The organism is Flavobacterium pygoscelis (genome assembly GCF_023162025.1).
GTDB lineage: Bacteria > Bacteroidota > Bacteroidia > Flavobacteriales > Flavobacteriaceae > Flavobacterium > Flavobacterium pygoscelis.
Map to the genome: position 1 here is coordinate 399,611 of NZ_JALNUB010000002.1, position 19,801 is coordinate 419,411.

The window sequence follows — 19,801 nt, forward strand, 5'->3', positions numbered from 1 at the left end:
CTTTAATCCAAAACATCTTGTAGAGCAAAAACGTTAGCGAAAACTACAAGAAAAATCGAAAAAATGACAGTAAGACAAATAATAATTATAGTTTTCACAATTTCGATTTTAACTAGTTGCAGACGTGGATACAAAATTGAAAATGGTAAAGTTTACTACGAATATTGGAATGAAGGAAGCGGACAAGGAAAGCAATTAATTAAACAAGCTGACGCAAAGACATTCCAAGAATTGAATTTTGACTGTGATTGTGACTTCGAATTTGGAAAAGACAAAAACCACTTGTTTATAAACGGAGAAATTATTAAAAATATTGACCCAAAAACATTTCAGTTTATTGGAAACTATATTTTCAGAGATAAAGATTCAGCTTATTTTTTGGATTTTATGACAATCTTAATAATTGCCTCATAAAAGGAATAAATCCTAATAAAATAAATTTATTAAAATATCCATGGGCAAAGGCTGGTAATATATTAATTCACGGAAATGATACTATAAGTATTGATGATATAAATAAATTTATTCCGCTTGATGATGATTGGGGAAAAACAAAAAAATATATAATTAATAAAAATCAAATTGTATTTGGCGCTAACATTGAAACTTTTAAAATTATCAGTAGTTTTGAAGGAAAGGATAAAAATTACAATTACGAATTTGGTTTTATTAATGAAGATGAATTTAAAAAAACAAGTTATAAGACATTTGATTTTGACAAAAAAGATTTTTGCGACTATGAACCTCTAATATTTGTTGATAAATATGATAAAATTGAATCATATGTAGAGGACAAAAATGAAAGAATTGAAATAGTGGAAAAACTAAAACTAAAGGGATTTACTATAAATAATATTAGACATTCAAATTGGTTAGGAGAATATAGAATTATTAGAGTTTCATTGACAAACAAAAATTGTAATTGCAATGTTGAAAAGGTTTTCCGTTACGATTATTCAAAACCTTCTAAAACTGACAAAATGTTCAAAGTAACAGAAAGAATAAATTGTAAACAGAAAGATAAGTAGAACGTAAAATACAGGCCATAACAGCCGTTTGCCGAGATGAAAATAAACTATTCTTATTTTTAAATCTAACCCTAAATTATGATTAAAAATTTAATACTTATTGCAATATCATTGACTGTTCTCTATTTTTCGATAGAAGATCATGGATATATGTTTATTTCAGTACCAACTTTTATGATGCTATCGTATTATTTTTGCGATCTTTCTTTAAAAATAATTTATAAATATACTATCACTCCAAAAAAAGATATCAATATACAGTCAATCCTCTTTATTGGACTCGTTCCGATTATATTTTCTTTTAGAGATTATGATTTTACGATAGAAGGATATTTTTTATTTTGGAAATTAGCCTTTATTAGTATACTATTTAGCTTAATTACCATTTTAACGTTGAGTCAATTTTACAATTTCAAAAATGATAAAAAACTTGAGAATATTATAGCTATAAATATTTGTTTTAGTCTATTAATTCCTGCCATCGGAGTGATGATCAACAAAAATATAAGTTATGAAAAAGAAAGAAAACAACTAATAGAAATCTATTCTAAAGATATTAGAAATGATAAATATGGTAAATCATATTATATCAATTTTAAAACGAATTATAATACTGATGAAAGTGTAGATATAAGCAAAGATTTTTATAATTCTATAACCCAAAATCAAATTGTACTGATAACCTTAAGCAAAGGAATACTGGGTTACGATTACATAAAAAAAATAGAAAAGGCAAGAGAATAAGAAATAGTGTTAAAGTTTAATAACAAATCATCTATAAAATAAAAACCATGAAATTAATTTTTTACACCGTTATACTATCCTTAGTTTTTATAAGTTGTACAAATTCTAAGGAAAATAAGGATTCAATTCCTGTTCATGACGAATTTACAATACAATCTAAAGAGGTTGGAGAAAAAAGAACCATTAATGTTTGGACACCTCCAGAATATAAAACTAACACAGATTCTTTACCCGTACTATATATGGCTGACGGTGGAATTATCGACGAAGATTTTCCACATATTGCTAATACAATTGCGGCCCTTATTCAATCAAAAAGCATTCCTCCAATGCTATTAGTTGGAATTGCAAATACACAACGCAGAAGAGATTTAACTGGATTTACTGCTGTTGCAAAAGATAAAGAAATTGCGCCAATTGTTGGTGGTTCTACCAAATTTAGAGCATTTATAGAGCAAGAACTTTTTCCTGAAATAAACAAAAGATACAGAACAACGAATCATAGAAGTATAATAGGAGAATCATTATCAGGACTTTTTGTCGTAGAAACATTTTTTGTAAAACCAGAAATGTTCGATAATTATATCGCATTTGATCCCTCATTATGGTGGAATAATGATTACTTAGTAAAAACCGCAAAAGAACATTTAAAAAACTTTCCAAAAACCGAAAAAAAGATTTGGTTTGCTAGTTCAAAAGAAGAAACAATAGCTCCTTTTACAAAAGAATTAGCTGAAATTTTCAAGAATGAAAAAATTTCTAACTTAAACTGGGAATATTCATTTGAGGCTAACGAGCAACACAATACTATTTTTAGATCCACAAAAGTAAAAGCACTAAAATGGACGTTTGGTAAAAAATAAATTCTTTTAATTAGTAATATACTAGTTACTGGCAATTACGCCAAAAATAACACCTATTTAATGAAAAATCTAAGCTTTGAAAATCTATTGAGAGATGCTGAAAATCTCATGCTTAATGAAAATGATTCTTATCTTCAATCATATAATGAGTTTAAAAATTACTTTGATAATATTGACGTAATTGAAAAACATAATTTAATAATTGGAAGTCACTTTGTTTATGGCTGGATGCCTACAATCATTCATCTAGATATTAACGAAATCGAAAAAGTTTTAGATTATTTGAATAAAGCAAAATCTGGAAGTTTACTTACAGAGAACCAATTGGATATAATTAAAAAATGCATTAATAATTCTATTGTGGGAACTTCAAAATTATTGCATTTTATAAATCCTGAAGTTTATGCAATTTGGGATAGTCGAATTTTCAGATATTTAACTGGAAAAAAATCTTCATATGGAATTGATAAGTCAAAAGCTTATGTAAATTATTTAAATGCTTTAAATGAAATTCAAAAGCATAATGATTATCAAATACTTCATAACAAAGTTCAAAAAAATTTTAAATATGAGATTTCATCTATGCGTGCAATTGAGCTTTTAATGTTTGAAACTGACAGACAACGAAATAGCAATAAATAGAAGTAACTGCTGGTAACAGCCATTACACAATAGTTGCGAATTTAGTGTAATTAACGTTTATTGTCATATATTCGTTAAGCAGAAAATAACCTGTTACAAAGTCGCAACCATCGTGTAGCGCCAATAAGATAAGTTATAAACAATATAGAAAAATTCAAAGCTTTTATTTACCAAAAAAGTATTCTTATTTCCTTGAACATATTCCAAAAACTTTAATGAAGAAAGCTGTTTTAGAAAAAAGTTTAGATTATATGCAATTTCAAAATTTGATCATTTTGACATTTTGTTTTGTTATAACTTTACTTGCAATGCTCTATTCATTAGATTTTGGTAGTTATATCCTTATAGAATGTTTTTTATTTTTATTCTCTTTACTCTTTATTGCCATTTTATTTACTAAAAAAGGGCTTATTATAATTGATGAGAATTTATATAGCGGCATTTTTTTATTTGGTAAACCAATCTACAAAAAATTAATTCCCATTATTGGATTTGATTGCATTTCGATAGTAAAGGGAAAACTTTCTACAAACTATGCTTATTCCTATAAAATTGATGTGTTTCATAAATGGGAACCCGATTTAAATGTTTCAATTAAAAGTTTCAAAATTTGTATGATTGAAGAAAATCAAAAGAAAATCAAAAAAATAATAACATTAACCGACTCTAAAAAAGTAAAAATAGCAGTCGATTTTATTATTGAAAATAGTACGCTAAAATATGTTGAATTATATTAATACGTTTCACTCATTACTATAAGATTAATAACCAATTATTATAATTTCTATTTTAAACTTTAAATAGAATATAGAAAAATGATCTATAATGTTTTTCTAAAAATGTAATGTAGAGTAAGCATTTTTATATCCTAAGCTAGAAAACTAAGAAATGCTAAAAGAGGATGGATTGCATTATTTTAATGTAATAGAAAACTATTATTTCATTAATTAAAAGCCCAACTATTAAAATTTTAAGTAGTTGGGCTTTTGTATTTTTTATAATTATTTATTAAGCCTGTCTTTTATCTTTCACCGTTTTTAAAAAACTATTTAAATGCTTATTAAATTCTTCTGGTTGTTCTAAGTTAGAAACGTGTCCTGCACCTTCAATAACTTTTAAAAGAGAACCTTTGATGTTTTCATGCATAAATTGTGATTGTGCAACGGGTGTTAATTGATCTTGAGCACCGCAAATAATAAGTGTTGGAATTGCAATAGCTCCTAAAGTAGAGCATGATTCTGAACGCTCTGCCAAAGCCACTAAACCAGCAGTAATTAATCTTGTAGAATTGGAAACCATTACATCGCGCAACCTCTCAACAACTTCGCGCTTGTTTTGAAAAGAATCAGGATGAAAAACACTTTTTATAAAATTCTCATTAAATTCGGATGTACCTTTTTGCTTAATTTCTTCAACCGTTTTCAATCGTTTTTCTTTAGCTTCATCACTGTCAGCCGTACATTGTGTATCGGCTAAAATTAATGCCTCAAAACGCTCTGGAAATCTTTTTACAGCATTTAGAGCAATGTAACCGCCCATTGATAATCCACAGACAATTGCTTTTTCTATATTTCTCCTGTCCATAAAAGCTATTAAATCATCCGTAAACAAATCAATACCTAAATGTGTTTCCTCGTCAGTTGACTTACCAAAACCACGAATATCAACAGCTATTGTACAAAAAGACTCTTTTAAACTGTCTATTTGCTCTTTCCACATTGATTTATCAAATGGAAAACCATGCAAAAACAATACAGGAACCTCACCTTCACCAGCATAATTATAGGAAAGTGACATACTATTTACCTCTTCAATAAGATCTGAATTTGCACTTGTTGCACCAGTAGTTTTTACAGATTCAATTACTTTATCAGCATGACTTTCTTCGTATTTTTTTACCAAATTAACCAATGAGTCGTAATATTTACTTAAGTTAATTTCAGGATTTTCTTTAGTAGGAATCGTTTCAGTTAGCTCGTTTAAATGCTTCAACAATTCTGGATAATTATTTCTAATTTTTTCAGTTATTTTTAAAATCTTTTCGTTCAATTCTTTTTCGACAATCATACTCTGTTATTTAAAAATTAATATACAATCAACTGAATCATTATACGGAAACAGTTACTTTTTTTTGAATTTTAATGATTGATCCATTTTATTAATAATTAATAAAAAAGTTTTTAGGATCATTCCATACTTGTAAAATTAAGAGTTATAGAAATAAAATATGTTATATAGTTCATATTGAAGCTTATAAAATACGCACATTTAATCCTTACTATTTTTTTGATAATGCGTTTTATTAAAGAAACTATTTGCCTGAATAATTTTAAATCAAAATTTAAAAGATTTTATTTTTTGATTTTAAAATTAAACTTATAAAAAAGGATGTTCAAAAGAAATCAATTTTACACAATTAATACAAATCGTTATATATCAGTACAGTTATAATTTACCTACAGTATTTTTTTTGTAAATTTGAGTTCAACGAGCATTTTAAAAAAACATTCGTTTCGTTGTGATATAAAACTACAATCACAATAATTAATAGATTTAATTCTATCTGTTTTAAGAAATGCTACTATTAGAACTCTTAAAAAAATAAAAATGAAAATTCCAATTTATCCTTTAAAATTTGAACCCATTTATCAATACCGACTTTGGGGAGGCCGAAAATTAGAAAATTTACTTTCAAAACCATTACCAGATAATGAGCCCATCGGTGAAGCTTGGATATTGAGCGATCGTAAAGACCATTCCAGTTTAGTGCAAGAAGGCGATTTAAAAAACAAAACTATTACTTCCTTAATGGAAGAGTATCGGTATGAAATAATGGGTAAGAACGGTCTCTATTACGATCGTTTTCCCCTACTGCTAAAATTTTTAGATTGTAAAGAGGTTTTATCGGTACAAGTGCATCCTTCTGATCACCAAAAAGAGCTACTTCCTGAAGGCGATACTGGAAAAACAGAAGCTTGGATTGTATTAGAAACAGGTGATGACAGTAAGATTTTTGCGGGTTTAAAGCCAGGTACAAATAAAGAAAATTTAGTAGCATCGATTAAAGATAAATCAGTTTCAGAACGACTTCATAGTTTTATTCCTAAACAAGAAGATGCAGTATTCATTGAATCAGGAACCGTTCATACGCTTGGTGGAACTGTAGTTTTTGAAGTACAAGAAAATAGTGATGTGACTTTTCGTTTGTATGATTGGGATCGATTGGATGCAAAAACGGGTAAGCCACGTGATCTTCAGATTGAAAATGCGATTCAAAGCATCAATTTTAATCAAGGTGAGATTGGTCCTGTAACTCCAGTAATTGATAATTCAATTAAAAATTCCGAAATACTCTTTGACAACAATCACTTTAAAGTATGGCGCATCAAAAATAAAGAGGTTTTTAAAGTTGGTTTTATTGACATTCCTACTATTTTAGTTTGTATTGAAGGAAAAGGTAGTATGAATTATAACAATCAAGAATACAACATTAGTAAAGGAGAAGTGATGCTTTTACCAGCAATTATAGGTCAATTAGAGCTTTTACCTAATGATGAAATTACCTTATTTCAAATCACTATTCCTGATAAAAACTTCAATTAAATAATATCACTTTTTTAAAATTATAATCTGTAAGATTTCAAAAAATGAAAAAATTAATAATATTTGATTTGGATGGTACATTGGCTAAAAGTAAATCTGCTATAGATAAAGAAATGGCAATTCTTTTTAAGGAGCTTTTAGAGGTAACTCAAGTTGCTATAATTTCTGGTGGAGACTGGCCACAATTTGAAAAACAAGTTATAAACCAATTACCAAAAGACACCATATTTACAAAACTCTCGATTCTGCCCACTTGCGGAACAAAATATTATCAATACAAAAAGAATTGGGTTAAATTGTATGAGGAAAAATTCACAGATGAAGAAAGAAAGCAAATCCTTTTTAACCTAAACATTGCAATAAAGAATTCAGATATTGAAATTAAAAAAACTTGGGGAAATCAAATTGAAGATCGCGGTAGTCAAATCACCTTTTCTGCTTTGGGACAAGAAGCGCCACTTGAAGAAAAAAAAACATGGGATAATGATTTTGCTAAACGAAAAAAAATTGTTACTCCGCTTCAGAAATCTTTAAAAGAATTTTCGATAGGAATGGGCGGAACAACATCTATAGATATTACTAAACCAGGAATCGATAAAGCATACGGAATTTTAAAACTCAAAGAAATTTTAAAAATTGGCATTGATGAAATGTTATTTATTGGCGATGCACTATTTGAAGGAGGAAACGATTTTCCAGCTAGAAGCACTGGTGCCAAGTGTATTCAAGTGAGAGATCCGGAAGAAACTAAAAGAATAATAGAAACTATTATTGCTTGTGAAACTAACAATATTTAAAAAATAAAAATACAATGATTCCATTTAAACTTAACCGCATTTGTACCATCATGGAACCCGAAGCAGGAAATGAATACGAAGTAGAAGGCGTTTTAAATCCCGCTGTAACTAGAGGACCTGACGGAGAATTATACATTTTTCCTAGATTGGTAGCAAAGGATAATTACTCAAGAATTGGAATTGGAAAGGTTAAATTTAATGCTGACGGAGATCCATTTGAAGTAGAACGTTTAGGAATTGCTTTAGAACCGGAGATGGACTATGAAAAACGTCCTGATGGCGGCGGCGGATGTGAAGATCCAAGGATTTCTTATGTCAAATCTGTAGAAAATTATATAATGACTTATACGGCTTACGGACCAGATGGACCGCGAATTGCAATGGCTAAGTCGAAAGATCTTTTAAGTTGGGAACGCTTGGGATTGGTTTGTTTCTCGTTATACAAACCTCTTGATTTTAACAATGTAGATGATAAAGATGCTAGTTTTTTCCCGACGGATCTTCCTAGTCCACACAATCATACTTCGATTGCTATGCTACACCGACCGTTATTTCCCGAATCTATTCCAGAGAAAACGGTTAAACTTGATGATAATCGCTCAATAGATCAACATAGAGAAAGTATATGGATTTCTTATTTTAATCTAAAAGAAGGTCAGGAAACTTGTCTAGAACACGCTCAATTTACTTCGCATTATCGTTTGGCACAACCCGTTTACCCTTGGGAAAAATTAAAAATTGGTGCAGGTGCGCCACCCATTTTAACCAAACATGGTTGGTTGATGATTTACCACGGTGTTAGAAAACATAATGATTGCACAGAAGATCAGCCACGATATACTTATTCTGCTGGAGTTATGGTTTTGTCTGAGAATTCACCTCAAGAAATAATTTATCGATCTCCTGAGCCTATATTGGTTCCAGAATTAGAAGATGAAACGATTGGAATAGTTGGTAATGTAGTTTTTCCTACAGGAACAGATCGAAGGGACGATATTGGTCAGCCGGAACGAATTGATGTTTATTACGGAATGGCAGACAATCGAATAGGTGTCGCAAAAATGACAATACCAGATGTATTGCCAAAATATTGGAAGAGTTTGTAAGTAGAATATAATTTTACGTTAGCAAACCTTTTTAAAATAAGTAATACCTAAAAGTTCAATCGATTAAAAAATTTAAATAAATGGTGTGATTTTTATTTGTAAATTAGATCTGTTAAAACTTAAAAATCAATTACTTATGAAAAATAAAAGAAAAATATTTTCGCTATTAATGAGTCTAAGTTTTGTGTTCTTAATCACGCTCCTTTATGCTTTTAAATCAAAGACTATAGAAGATAATAGCTACCAGCCACAACCAAAGTGGAAAAATCTTAAAGTCCTTCCTCAAAACATTTCTAAAGATAGCTTAGACTATTTAATGGACGGTTATACCAATGCCTTAAGCGTAAAATGTAACTATTGTCATGCTTCGCAAAAAGACAATTCCAGTAAATTAGATTTTGCAAGTGATGATAAAATTGAAAAAGAGATCGCTCGCGGCATGATTAAAATGACCAATGATTTGAATAAAATTTATTTTCAACCTCATTTTCCGGACCCAAAGCCAGCTCAGGTACAGGTTGTAAATTGCGTTATGTGCCATCGTGGAGCTCCAAATCCGGAGAAATATCTAGCAAAAATGAGCACAATGTACAAAACATACAATCCTGATAGAGATAACAGAAAAGAGAAAATGCTAAAAGAAATGGGAAAACATTGATAAAATAAATATAATTTAAATACTCTGTTTTTTTATCGATAGTATTAAAAAAGGATTTTAAATAACTACTGTTGTAATAATCTAAAATCCTTTTTTCATTGTTATTTGATATAGATTTTGCCTCTTAATCAATCTATTAAATCAATATATTACCTCCACTTTTTATAAGCATTAATTAATCCATTTGTAGAAGCATCGTGCGAATTTATTTCATCCTCATTACTAAGTTCTGGAAGCACTTTTGATGCTAATTGTTTGCCCAGCTCAACTCCCCATTGATCAAAACTTAATATATTCCAGATAATTCCCTGTACAAATATTTTATGTTCGTAAAGTGCTATCAGTTTGCCTAAAGAAAATGGTGTCATTTCTTTAACTAAAAACGAGTTGGTTGGTTTATTTCCTGCAAATACTTTAAACGGAATTAATTCGTCAATTTGAGCTTTACTCATCTTCGAATCTTTTAATTCATTCGCTACTTCCTCAGCTGTTTTTCCATTCATCAGCGCTTCCGTTTGTGCGAAAAAATTAGATAATAAAATAGGATGATGCTTTCCAACGGGATTATGACTTACAGCAGGAGCAATAAAATCACATGGAATTAGGTGTGTACCTTGGTGTATTAATTGATAAAATGCATGTTGCCCATTAGTTCCTGGTTCACCCCAAACTACGGGTCCAGTACTGTAGGTCACTTTTTTTCCATTTCTATCTACGTGCTTACCGTTGCTTTCCATATTTCCTTGTTGAAAATAAGCTGGAAAACGATGCATATATTGATCGTATGGTAAAATAGCTTCTGTTTCTGCACCAAAAAAATTAGTGTACCAAATACCAACTAAGCCCATAATTACGGGAATATTAGTTTTAAAATCTTCATTTTGAAAATGATGATCTGCAGCTTCAGCACCTTTCAATAACTTCTCAAAATTATCATACCCAATTGTAAGTGCAATCGAAAGTCCAATGCTACTCCAAATACTATAACGACCTCCTACCCAATCCCAAAAAACAAACCTATTTTCAAGATCGATTCCGAAATCCTTCACTCCTTTTTCGTTTGTCGAAAGCGCTATAAAATGTTTAGCAACAAACTTTTCATCAAGTGCTGATTTTAAAAACCAATCACGCGCTGTATGAGCATTGGTCATGGTTTCCTGAGTAGTAAACGTTTTTGATGCAATGGTAAAAAGTGTTTCCTCTGGATCTAAATTTTTTAATGTTTCAACAATTTGAGTTCCATCCACATTAGATACAAAATATGCTTGTATGCCTTCAATCCAATACGGTTTTAATGCTTCGGTAACCATTACTGGACCAAGATCACTTCCACCAATACCAATATTAACGATATTTTTAATTTTTTTTCCAGTATATCCTTTCCATTCTCCACTGTGAATTTTTTTACAGAAGGATTTCATTTTTTCACGAGCTTCTCGAACTTCTAGCATTATGTCGTTACCATCTAAAGTAATAGTTTCCGAAGAAAAATTTCGCAAAGCTGTATGCAAAACAGCGCGATTTTCACTTAAATTTATTTTTTCTCCACTAAACATAGCTTCTCTCGCTACTTTCACTTGAGATTCGTCTGCTAATTGAAATAATAGTTCCAATGTCTTTTCGTTAATAATATTTTTTGAATAATCAAAAAGGATATCATCCAATTCAACTGACATTTTATCAAAACGTTTTGGATCATTTTTAAAAAGTTCTTTCATCTGAACCTGATTCATTTCAGATTGATGTTTATATAATTCTTTCCAAGCGGTGGTTTCTGTAGGATTAATTTTTGGTAACATATTCAATTATTTTATTATTTATTTTCTGAAATAGTTTAAAGCAGTAGTACTAACTTTTTTTATGATTATAATTTTGATGCAGACTCACTATCAATATACCAATGCGTTTTATGTTTGTCACTACTAATTAATCGCGCAGGATATTCATTTATTGTCCCTTTTGAATCATTTAAAACATGATAAATTGCAGCCGCTTTGTCTTTCCCATAAACTAAAAAAGCAATATTTCTAGCTTGATTAATAAGTGGAGCAGTCATAGTTATGCGGTACATATTCACTTCATTTACATAAACAGCCTTAATTGTTGCATCAGTTTCTTCTAATACGGTAGTATTAGGAAAAAGTGACGCCGTGTGTGCGTTATCACCGAGGCCTAAAAGAACAAAATCAAATTCGACTGTTTTTTCTTTAAAATGGTATCGTATAGATTTATCATAACGCAATGCTGCTGTTTCAGGACTTTCTGAAGTATCAACATTAAACACATTAGAATTTTTAATTTTTAAAGGTACAAATAAAGCCTTTTTTACCATTAAATAATTTCTTTGTGGATCATTTTCCGGAACAAAACGCTCATCACCAAAGAAAAAATAGGTTTTATCCCAATCGATCTTATTGCTAAACTTTTCAGAAGCAAGTAATTCGTATAATTTCTTTGGAGAATTTCCGCCTGCTAAAACAAAATTAAATTGTCCTCTTTCCCTAATGGCCGCTTGTGCAGTACTACAGATGTTCTCTGCCAAAGCATTTAATAGTTCATTAATATCCGTGTAAACATTTATTGCACTTATCATTCCTACTTATTTTTTTCTGGAAGGTTAAACCAATGATAACCATCTTGTGCAATGAGCGCTTCTGCATTTTCTGGCCCCCAAGAATCAGCTGGATAATTTGGAAAATCAGCTGTTTTACTGTTTTCCCAAAAATTAAGCACAGGCATAATCAATTGCCAAGCTTCCTCTACTTGATCTGCACGCATAAAGAGCGTTTGATCACCAGATATAATATCTAATAGCAAGGTTTCATAAGCTTCTGGAGATTCTGATTTTGGAATACCCGAATAATCAAAAATCATATTCATTGAATTAAGATTCATTTCGAGACCTGGACTTTTGCTTTGCAACTGAAATTGAATGGCCATATCTGGCTGAATACTAATAATTAATCGATTTTTTTTAGGGCTGTTACCTTCATCAGAATGGAAAATATTATGAGGAATTTCTTTGAACTGAATTGTAATTTGAGAAGCCGATTTAAAGAGTCTTTTACCTGTTCTTAAATAAAAAGGTACACCTTGCCAGCGCCAATTATCAACATAAAGTTTAAGTGCGGCAAAAGTTTCTGTGTTTGAATGTGGATCTACATTTTCCTCTTCACGATACCCAATCACTTTTATACCTTCTATCCATCCCGGACCATATTGACCTCTAGCCGACATAGAATCAATTTCGCTAGGTATAATTTTACGCATTGATTTTAGAATATCAACTTTGCGATTGCGAACCTCATCAGCATCAAAACTTATTGGCGGTTCCATTGCAATGATACAAAGGAGTTGTAATAGGTGATTCTGGATCATATCTCTCAAAATCCCCGCTTGCTCGAAATACTTTCCTCGCGTGCCAATACCTATTTGTTCCGTTACCGAAATCTGAACATTTTCGATATGATTTCTGTTCCAAAGTGGCTCCATAATCGAATTGGCAAAGCGGAAAGCCATTATATTTTGAACTACTTCTTTACCTAAATAATGATCAATTCTATATATCTGATTCTCCTGAAATAAAGTTAGCAGTTTTGCATTAAGTGCCTTTGCCGATTCTAGGTCAGTGCCAAATGGTTTTTCGATAACAATTCGAGCTGTTTCAGGGTTGTTATCTAATTTTGCAATTGAAATATTATGAGCAATGGTACAAAAAAAGTGTGGAGCTACCGCGCAATAATATACTATTGAAGGCTTTTGCTCTTCCCAATCTTTTTTGAATTTCTCAATATAATCACCAAAAGGTTTAAACGTTGAGGCATCAGTAATGTCAGCGGCTTGATGAAATATATTGGAGGCAAATTTTGACCACTCTTCTTTTTTTGATTTTCCTTTTCTTGAAAATTCATCTACCGAAGCAAGTAATTCGCCTTTGTATTTTTCATCCGTCATTTTGGTTGACGATGTCCCAATGATAGCAAATTTCTCGGGCAACCAACCGTCTAAAAAAAGATTATAAAGCGCGGGCATAATTTTTCGTTTGGTCAAATCACCAGTACCACCGAATATGATAAAAATAGTAGAATTTGCTTTTTTATTAGCCGTTTTTCCCATAATTTAAATGTATTGAAAACTTATATTTTAAAAGAATAAATCTCTTTATTCTACTTTATTTTCTATTTCCCAGATCGTATGAAAAACACCTTGTTTTCCTATCAACTCATAAGTATGTGCTCCAAAATAATCCCGTTGTGCTTGAATAAGATTTGTTGGCATACTGGCACATCTAAAATTATCAAAGTAACTTAAAGAGGTTGAAAAAGCGGGTATAGCAATTCCATGCAAAACAGCATCGGAAACAATAGTGCGAATTCCGGCAATGCTTTTTGTTAGGTTATTGTGAATAGAATCATCTAAAAATAAATGTTCTAATTTAGCCTCTTTTTGATAAGCTGTAAAAATATCTTCTAGAAAAGCAGATCGTATGATACAACCTCCACGCCATATTTTTGCAATTAAATCTAAATTTAAATCATATTTAAATTCTTCATTGGCTTTAAACAACAAATGCATTCCTTGCGCATAAGCAGAAACCATAGAAAAGTAGAAAGCTTGCTCTAACACATCAACATAGTCCTCCCCTTTAGCATCATAGTGCAAGTTGTTATTTGGATACATCTTTGAAGCTTTAACTCTCAACTCTTTATAATGAGAAAGATCTCGCATAGAAACTGAAATATCTATGGTAGGAATGGGACAATTTAAATCCATTGCAGCTTGAGAAGTCCATTTTCCTGTTCCTTTGGCTTTAGCTTGATCGCTAATATCGTTCACCAAAGCATCAGTTTTTCCTTCTTGTTTATAGGCAAAAATATCACGTGTTATATCTAATAAATAGGATTGTAATCGGCCTTCATTCCATTTTTTGAATACATCATGAATTTCTACATCACTGTATTTCAATCCGTTTTTTAAAATTTCATACGTCTCAGAAATCAATTGCATCAATGCATATTCAATTCCGTTATGAACCATTTTTACAAAATGTCCGGCAGAACGCTCGCCCATGTAAGCAACTGTAGCATCTCCATTTACATGAGCAGCGATTTTCTTAAGAATTGGCACTACTATTTCATAGGCTTTTTTATCACCTCCTGGCATCATACTCGGCCCTTTACGAGCTCCTTCTTCACCTCCAGAAACACCCATTCCGATGAAATGATACCCTTTTTCCTTTAATGATAAATTTCTACGCTCGGTGTCTGTAAAATGAGAGTTTCCACCATCAATTATAATATCGCCTAGGTCTAGAACTTGAAGCAACTCATCTATAACATCATCTACAATATTTCCCGCAGGTACTAACATCATTACTATTCTTGGACTTTTTAAACTCCTTGCGAAAGCTTTTAAATCTGAAAAACCTTGAATTGTATCTCTCTTTAAATTATTTAGACTCTCAACTTTATCGGTGCTATTATCATAACCAGCACAATGGTATCCGTTGTCTGCAATGTTCTGCAATAGATTAGAACCCATTGTACCGAGACCGATCATTCCAAATGCATTTTCGTTATCTAATTTCATATTAGTTTTATGTTTGTATAAAATTTTCAAGAATCTTTTTAGTTGTTTCAAAATCTTGATGAAGAATCGTATTCATTCCAAGTTTTTTAGCCGCATTTACTAGCATTGGTCGGTCATCAAAATAAAGACATTCATTAGGGGCAACTTGAGCAATTTCCATGGCTCTAATAAAAATTCGTGGATCTGGTTTTCTCATTTTTAAGTAACAAGAGGAAAAAAATCCATCAAAAAGTTCCCTTAAATGAAAAGTCTCAATACGAAAATCATTTAGTTCCCTACTTTCATTACTCAGAGCAAATACGGGCAATACCGTGTGTTGTTTCCAAATTTTCAACCATTCTAAAAGCTGCGGCAACTCTTGTGATTGGGCATACATAAATGCTATAAATTCATCTTTTAAGAAATCCCTATCGGTATGAAATAAAACTGTGTCTAAATACTCATCAAGAGAAATACTGCCAATTTCAAAAACATTATAGATAAAATTATGCAGAATTTCCATTTCTTGATAATCAAAATCAAAAACTTGTGCTGCTTTTTGGCGTGATTCATGTCCCCAACCATTAGTTAGTAATACGCCACCAATATCCATAAAGATCACTTTTATTTTCTTGGGATCAAAATCGCTCATAGATTTATTTAATTTTACGTTTTTGATTATCGATACTTTTGATCAATTTTTCATAAGCTTGATTGAATTTCTCAATACCTTCCGCTTCTAGTTTTTCCGTAATTGTATCGATATTGATGCCTTTATTTTTCAACTCTTCCATAATTGCGTCCGCTTCTTCAATATTTTGAATCAAAGTTTCCGCTGCCTTTCCGTGATCTCTAAAAGCATCAATAGTCTCCATAGGAAGCGTGTTTATAGTATCTTTTCCAATCAAATTTTCTACATATAAAACATCGCTAAAAGCAGGATCCTTCGTGCTAGTACTTGCAAAAAGAATGCGTTGACTAGCTGCTCCTTTTGCTTGCAAAGCTTTAAATCGATCACTCGAAATCATATTAAGATATAGTTGATAAGCTTTTTTGGCGGAGGCAATTGCTACTTTTCCTTTCCGTTTTTCTAATCCTTTTTCCTCTAGTAAAGGATCTACCATCACATCAATTCGACTCAAAAAGAAACTCGCAACCGAAGTAATTCCTTCAATCGAATTCCCTTCTTTAAGTCGATCTTCTAATCCGCCCATAAAGGCTTCAGTAATTTCTATATAACGAGGAATACCAAAAAGCAACGTCACATTAATATTAATTCCTTCGCGCAAACATTCCCGTATTGCAGGCAATCCTTGTTTTGTTCCTGGTATTTTTATCATTACATTTTTACGATTAACTTTTTTCCAAAGTTCACGCGCTTGCGCAATCGTACCATCCGTATCTAAAGCCAAATAAGGCGATACTTCTAGACTTACATAACCATCTTTGCCTGCCGTTTTATCATAAACAGGTTTAAAAAGATCTGCTGCCCTTTGAATATCTGCAATTGCCATATCAAAGAATATAACCGAATTGTCATTTTCCCTTTTTGAAATTTCAGTAATATCTTCATCGTAATCCGAACTCCCACTAATAGCTTTTTCAAAAATAGAGGGATTGGAGGTAAGTCCGCGTAAATCGTCAGTGTCAATTAGGCTTTTTAGTTTGCCTGAGTTCATAATTTCACGATCAAGTAAATCCAGCCAGATGCTCTGATCAAGATTTCGTATTTCATTTAATGGATTCATTTTTTTATTTTTTAAATTATATTTTAAAAATAGAATGCAATCTATAGTGGTTCTACTAGCTATTAGAAGCTATTTCCCGCTATCCGCTACAATCTTTAACTACCGTTGCAAAAGCAACTTTAGTGAAAGGATTTTCACTACTATCGGGGCTAAAAAAATAGGATTTCTTCAACATGATTTTGTATCATGGTCCAGCTATTTGGCTAATTATCTTTCTAGTTTGTCAATTTCATGCAGTCGCCTTAAGTGCCGTTCTGCGCCAATAAATTTTGCCTGCAAAAAAGCTAGAATCAATTCTTTTGCAATTTCATATCCAGTAACACGACCACCTAGACAAATCAAATTCATATCGTCATCTTCTACCCCTTGATGCGCTGAAAAATAATCTCCAATTAAGGCAGCTCTTACACCAGAAACTTTGTTCGTAGCAATACATGCACCAACTCCGCTTCCACAAATTGCAATACCTCTAAAAACGGCTCCATTGGCAACAGCTTTTGCAAGCGGAATAACATAATCGGGATAATCATCGGACGTATTTAATTGTTTCGCCCCAAAATCTTTCACTTCAAATTGTTGCTCGTTTAAAAAAGATACAATCTTTTGTTTGAGTTCAAATCCACCATGATCTGATGCTATTCCGATTTTATATTTTTGTGAAGTCATTTTTCTGGGCGCTTTTATTGTCTTTTATTTATTTGAGATCAACTAATTTTAAAAACAATCATCAAATCTCTATTTTGAAGTCATTAAAAATTTATTTTAGTTTTTTTTTTTAAATCATTACGTTTCATTTTTTTTAGGATTTTCTAAAGGCTGAGGATCCATCCGAAGGTTCTCACTTCTTTGTTCTTCATATTCCTGCGGAAAGTTATCATTGCCACTTTCCTTTTCTACTGGTTGATTTTTTTTATCTTTTTTGTCATTAGGATTACTTTCCATGTTCTGATGTTTAAATAATTATACCCTTTATTATTCCTTATATTTAATAAATTATAATAGCAATGCTTTTGCTTGTTTTACTACATTTTCTATTGTAAAACCGTACTCTTTCATTACTTGTTCCCCAGGTGCACTTTCGCCAAATTTGTCAATACCAATTACTGCACCATCATCAGTTGTATATTTCATCCATCCAATAGAGGAACCTGCTTCTACTGCTAATCTTTTTCTAATTTCTTTTGGCAAAACTGTTTCGCGATAAGCAGCCTCTTGTTTATCAAACAGATTCCAACTTGGCATACTTACCACACGAGCTTGAATATTATTTTTCTCTAATTCTTTTTGTGCTGCTATGATCAATTGAACTTCAGATCCACTGGCAATTAAAATTATATCCGGCTTACCCTTACAATCTGACAGTATGTAGGCACCTTTCTCCAAATTTTTGGCACTCGCATATTTTTTCTGATCGATAATTGGAATGCCTTGACGGGTGAGCACAATTGCAATTGGTCCGTCTTTGTGTTCAATCGCCACACGCCATGCTTGCGCAGTTTCATTAGCGTCTGCAGGACGAATTACAGTCATATTCGGAACGGTTCGTAAACCTATCAATTGCTCAACAGGCTGGTGCGTAGTTCCATCTTCTCCCAATGCAATACTGTCGTGGGTAAAAACTAGGATAGATCGAATTTTCATAATGGCTGCTAATCGAAGTGGAGGTCGCATATAATCAGAAAAAATTAAAAAGGTAGCGCCATACGGAATTAGATAATTACTAAGTGCCATTCCGTTGAGAATTGATCCCATAGCATGCTCACGGATTCCAAAATGGAAATTTCGACCATCGCGATGTTCTACTGAAAAGGATTTAAATGAATCAAGATTCGTATCAGTTGAAGGAGAAAGATCGGCAGATCCACCAATTAATTGAGGAAAAAATGCAGCGATAGCATTTAATGTTTTACCAGAAGCTTTTCGTGTAGCCAATTCTTTGCCAGCTTCAAAAACGGGAAGATTTTTCTCCCAACCCTCAGGCAATTTCCCAGAACTAATAGCTTCATATTCCTTAGCTAAATCGGGATGACGTTGTTTATATATTTTATATAATTCATTCCAATCGTCTTCATTCTTAGATGATTTTTTCCCAGCTTTTCGATAAAATTCTAAAATGTCTTCTGGAATTACGAAATTTTTGTCGGGGTCAAAACCGAAGTTTTCTTTTACTAAACGAACTTCATCTTCCCCTAAAGGAGAGCCATGTGCGGCAGCCGTATTTTGTTTATTGGGACTTCCATAACCAATATAACTGCGGATTTTTATTAATGAAGGGCGATTAGTTTCGTTTTGGGCATTTTTAATTGCCTCGGAAACAGCTTTTAAATCATTAATGTCTGGGAGGTTTTGAACATGCCAACCATAGGCTTCAAATCTTTTGGAGACATCCTCATCAAAAGCCAAATCAGTATTTCCTTCTATTGTAATGTGATTGCTATCATAGAAATAAATTACATTTCCCAATCCGAGATGCCCTGCTATAGAAGCTGCTTCTGCAGTAACACCTTCCATTAAATCGCCATCGCTACAAATCGCATAAATTTTGTAATCAAAAATGTTAAAGTCTGGTTGATTGTATCGAACTGCCATATATTTTTCGGCAATCGCCATTCCAATACCATTTGCAAAACCCTGACCTAATGGTCCAGTTGTCACTTCTATTCCTGGAGTCAAACCATATTCTGGATGACCAGCGGTTATACTGTGAAGCTGTCTGAAATTTTTAATATCATTCAACGTTATTTCATATCCTGTTAGATGCAAATAACTGTATTGCAACATACAAGCATGTCCGCATGAAAGCACAAAACGATCTCTATTGACCCAATTCGGATTTTTAGGATTGTATCGCATCACTTCAGACCATAAAATATGACCTAATGGAGAAAGCGCCATTGGAGTTCCTGGATGACCTGAATTTGCTTTTTGTACCGCATCTGCTGCTAAAACTCTTACGGTGTCAATACATTTCTGATTTAAATTATCTGATTCCATATTTTATAATTCTTCTAACTTTTATAATTGAACTATTCTTGGAGCAATTA

Annotated in this window: 19 protein-coding genes; 9 read left to right on the plus strand and 10 right to left on the minus strand. The window is 31.9% G+C overall.

Translation table 11 applies throughout. From position 1 onward, the window contains the following. The first annotated feature begins 54 nt into the window (after positions 1-54). The 5 genes from MW871_RS03935 to MW871_RS03955 all read left to right on the plus strand — a co-directional run bounded on the left by MW871_RS03935 (position 55) and on the right by MW871_RS03955 (position 4,014). Entirely contained in the window at positions 55-414 is a 360-nt protein-coding gene (locus MW871_RS03935) for a DKNYY domain-containing protein (RefSeq protein WP_427854625.1), read from the plus strand. 692 nt (positions 415-1,106) lie between these two features. After that, positions 1,107-1,772, plus strand: a complete 666-nt coding sequence (locus tag MW871_RS03940) for an MraY family glycosyltransferase (protein WP_248427634.1) — start codon at positions 1,107-1,109, stop codon at positions 1,770-1,772. Between the two features lie 47 nt (positions 1,773-1,819). Beyond that, positions 1,820-2,635, plus strand: a complete 816-nt coding sequence (locus MW871_RS03945; RefSeq protein ID WP_248427635.1) for an alpha/beta hydrolase — start codon at positions 1,820-1,822, stop codon at positions 2,633-2,635. 60 nt (positions 2,636-2,695) lie between these two features. After that, positions 2,696-3,277, plus strand: coding sequence for a hypothetical protein (locus MW871_RS03950; RefSeq protein WP_248427636.1), 582 nt, complete (start codon positions 2,696-2,698; stop codon positions 3,275-3,277). A 215-nt stretch (positions 3,278-3,492) separates the two neighbouring features. Beyond that, positions 3,493-4,014 (plus strand): hypothetical protein, encoded by a 522-nt coding sequence (locus MW871_RS03955; RefSeq protein ID WP_188051475.1) that lies wholly within the window; start codon positions 3,493-3,495, stop codon positions 4,012-4,014. Positions 4,015-4,285: 271 nt separating this feature from the next. Here the strand turns inward: MW871_RS03955 and MW871_RS03960 are convergent, their stop codons facing one another. Then, on the minus strand, positions 4,286-5,344 hold the full coding sequence (locus MW871_RS03960) for an alpha/beta fold hydrolase (RefSeq protein WP_248427637.1): 1,059 nt from the start codon (positions 5,342-5,344) through the stop codon (positions 4,286-4,288). 540 nt (positions 5,345-5,884) lie between these two features. Between MW871_RS03960 and MW871_RS03965 the strand changes: the two genes are divergently transcribed. The 4 genes from MW871_RS03965 to MW871_RS03980 all read left to right on the plus strand — a co-directional run bounded on the left by MW871_RS03965 (position 5,885) and on the right by MW871_RS03980 (position 9,441). Then, on the plus strand, positions 5,885-6,880 hold the full coding sequence (locus tag MW871_RS03965) for a type I phosphomannose isomerase catalytic subunit (protein ID WP_248427638.1): 996 nt from the start codon (positions 5,885-5,887) through the stop codon (positions 6,878-6,880). 44 nt (positions 6,881-6,924) lie between these two features. Continuing rightward, entirely contained in the window at positions 6,925-7,677 is a 753-nt protein-coding gene (locus MW871_RS03970; protein WP_248427639.1) for an HAD-IIB family hydrolase, read from the plus strand. A gap of 14 nt (positions 7,678-7,691) precedes the next feature. Next, positions 7,692-8,783 carry a glycoside hydrolase family 130 protein gene (locus MW871_RS03975; protein ID WP_210646757.1) on the plus strand — a complete coding sequence of 364 codons (1,092 nt, stop codon included), beginning with the start codon at positions 7,692-7,694 and terminating at the stop codon, positions 8,781-8,783. A 136-nt stretch (positions 8,784-8,919) separates the two neighbouring features. Further along, a complete protein-coding gene (locus tag MW871_RS03980) occupies positions 8,920-9,441 on the plus strand; it encodes a c-type cytochrome (protein ID WP_188051479.1) in 522 nt (173 codons plus the stop codon). Between the two features lie 149 nt (positions 9,442-9,590). Here the strand turns inward: MW871_RS03980 and pgi are convergent, their stop codons facing one another. From pgi to tkt, 9 genes are all read right to left on the minus strand, one after another. Then, complete coding sequence (gene pgi, locus MW871_RS03985; RefSeq protein WP_188051480.1) at positions 9,591-11,240, minus strand: glucose-6-phosphate isomerase; 1,650 nt, start codon at positions 11,238-11,240, stop codon at positions 9,591-9,593. A gap of 65 nt (positions 11,241-11,305) precedes the next feature. Then, entirely contained in the window at positions 11,306-12,034 is a 729-nt protein-coding gene (gene pgl, locus MW871_RS03990; RefSeq protein ID WP_188051481.1) for a 6-phosphogluconolactonase, read from the minus strand. 2 nt (positions 12,035-12,036) lie between these two features. Further along, on the minus strand, positions 12,037-13,557 hold the full coding sequence (gene zwf, locus MW871_RS03995; RefSeq protein WP_210646761.1) for a glucose-6-phosphate dehydrogenase: 1,521 nt from the start codon (positions 13,555-13,557) through the stop codon (positions 12,037-12,039). A 45-nt stretch (positions 13,558-13,602) separates the two neighbouring features. Continuing rightward, entirely contained in the window at positions 13,603-15,030 is a 1,428-nt protein-coding gene (gene gndA / locus MW871_RS04000; RefSeq protein ID WP_248427640.1) for an NADP-dependent phosphogluconate dehydrogenase, read from the minus strand. 7 nt (positions 15,031-15,037) lie between these two features. Further along, complete coding sequence (locus MW871_RS04005; RefSeq protein WP_248427641.1) at positions 15,038-15,661, minus strand: HAD family hydrolase; 624 nt, start codon at positions 15,659-15,661, stop codon at positions 15,038-15,040. A gap of 4 nt (positions 15,662-15,665) precedes the next feature. Then, positions 15,666-16,757: a transaldolase gene (gene tal, locus MW871_RS04010; RefSeq protein ID WP_248427642.1), complete on the minus strand. Its 1,092-nt coding sequence runs from the start codon at positions 16,755-16,757 to the stop codon at positions 15,666-15,668. A 207-nt stretch (positions 16,758-16,964) separates the two neighbouring features. Further along, positions 16,965-17,423 carry an RpiB/LacA/LacB family sugar-phosphate isomerase gene (locus MW871_RS04015; protein ID WP_248427643.1) on the minus strand — a complete coding sequence of 153 codons (459 nt, stop codon included), beginning with the start codon at positions 17,421-17,423 and terminating at the stop codon, positions 16,965-16,967. A 117-nt stretch (positions 17,424-17,540) separates the two neighbouring features. Next, positions 17,541-17,699 carry a hypothetical protein gene (locus tag MW871_RS04020; protein ID WP_188051487.1) on the minus strand — a complete coding sequence of 53 codons (159 nt, stop codon included), beginning with the start codon at positions 17,697-17,699 and terminating at the stop codon, positions 17,541-17,543. Positions 17,700-17,750: 51 nt separating this feature from the next. Next, the gene (tkt, locus tag MW871_RS04025) at positions 17,751-19,751 is read right to left on the minus strand and encodes a transketolase (RefSeq protein WP_248427644.1); all 2,001 of its coding nucleotides are present in this window, start codon (positions 19,749-19,751) and stop codon (positions 17,751-17,753) included. Positions 19,752-19,801: the final 50 nt, after the last annotated feature.

Excerpts from the sequence above, each read along its gene's own strand:
- MW871_RS03940 (WP_248427634.1), top strand. The coding sequence starts at position 1,107 with ATGATTAAAAATTTAATACTTATTGCAATATCATTGACTGTTCTCTAT.
- MW871_RS03970 (WP_248427639.1), top strand. The coding sequence starts at position 6,925 with ATGAAAAAATTAATAATATTTGATTTGGATGGTACATTGGCTAAAAGT.
- MW871_RS03945 (WP_248427635.1), top strand. The coding sequence starts at position 1,820 with ATGAAATTAATTTTTTACACCGTTATACTATCCTTAGTTTTTATAAGT.
- tal (WP_248427642.1), bottom strand. The coding sequence starts at position 16,757 with ATGAATCCATTAAATGAAATACGAAATCTTGATCAGAGCATCTGGCTG.
- MW871_RS04020 (WP_188051487.1), bottom strand. The coding sequence starts at position 17,699 with ATGGAAAGTAATCCTAATGACAAAAAAGATAAAAAAAATCAACCAGTA.
- MW871_RS03955 (WP_188051475.1), top strand. The coding sequence starts at position 3,493 with ATGAAGAAAGCTGTTTTAGAAAAAAGTTTAGATTATATGCAATTTCAA.
- tkt (WP_248427644.1), bottom strand. The coding sequence starts at position 19,751 with ATGGAATCAGATAATTTAAATCAGAAATGTATTGACACCGTAAGAGTT.
- gndA (WP_248427640.1), bottom strand. The coding sequence starts at position 15,030 with ATGAAATTAGATAACGAAAATGCATTTGGAATGATCGGTCTCGGTACA.
- pgi (WP_188051480.1), bottom strand. The coding sequence starts at position 11,240 with ATGTTACCAAAAATTAATCCTACAGAAACCACCGCTTGGAAAGAATTA.
- MW871_RS04005 (WP_248427641.1), bottom strand. The coding sequence starts at position 15,661 with ATGAGCGATTTTGATCCCAAGAAAATAAAAGTGATCTTTATGGATATT.
- MW871_RS03950 (WP_248427636.1), top strand. The coding sequence starts at position 2,696 with ATGAAAAATCTAAGCTTTGAAAATCTATTGAGAGATGCTGAAAATCTC.
- MW871_RS03960 (WP_248427637.1), bottom strand. The coding sequence starts at position 5,344 with ATGATTGTCGAAAAAGAATTGAACGAAAAGATTTTAAAAATAACTGAA.
- MW871_RS04015 (WP_248427643.1), bottom strand. The coding sequence starts at position 17,423 with ATGACTTCACAAAAATATAAAATCGGAATAGCATCAGATCATGGTGGA.
- zwf (WP_210646761.1), bottom strand. The coding sequence starts at position 13,557 with ATGGGAAAAACGGCTAATAAAAAAGCAAATTCTACTATTTTTATCATA.
- MW871_RS03965 (WP_248427638.1), top strand. The coding sequence starts at position 5,885 with ATGAAAATTCCAATTTATCCTTTAAAATTTGAACCCATTTATCAATAC.
- MW871_RS03975 (WP_210646757.1), top strand. The coding sequence starts at position 7,692 with ATGATTCCATTTAAACTTAACCGCATTTGTACCATCATGGAACCCGAA.
- MW871_RS03980 (WP_188051479.1), top strand. The coding sequence starts at position 8,920 with ATGAAAAATAAAAGAAAAATATTTTCGCTATTAATGAGTCTAAGTTTT.
- pgl (WP_188051481.1), bottom strand. The coding sequence starts at position 12,034 with ATGATAAGTGCAATAAATGTTTACACGGATATTAATGAACTATTAAAT.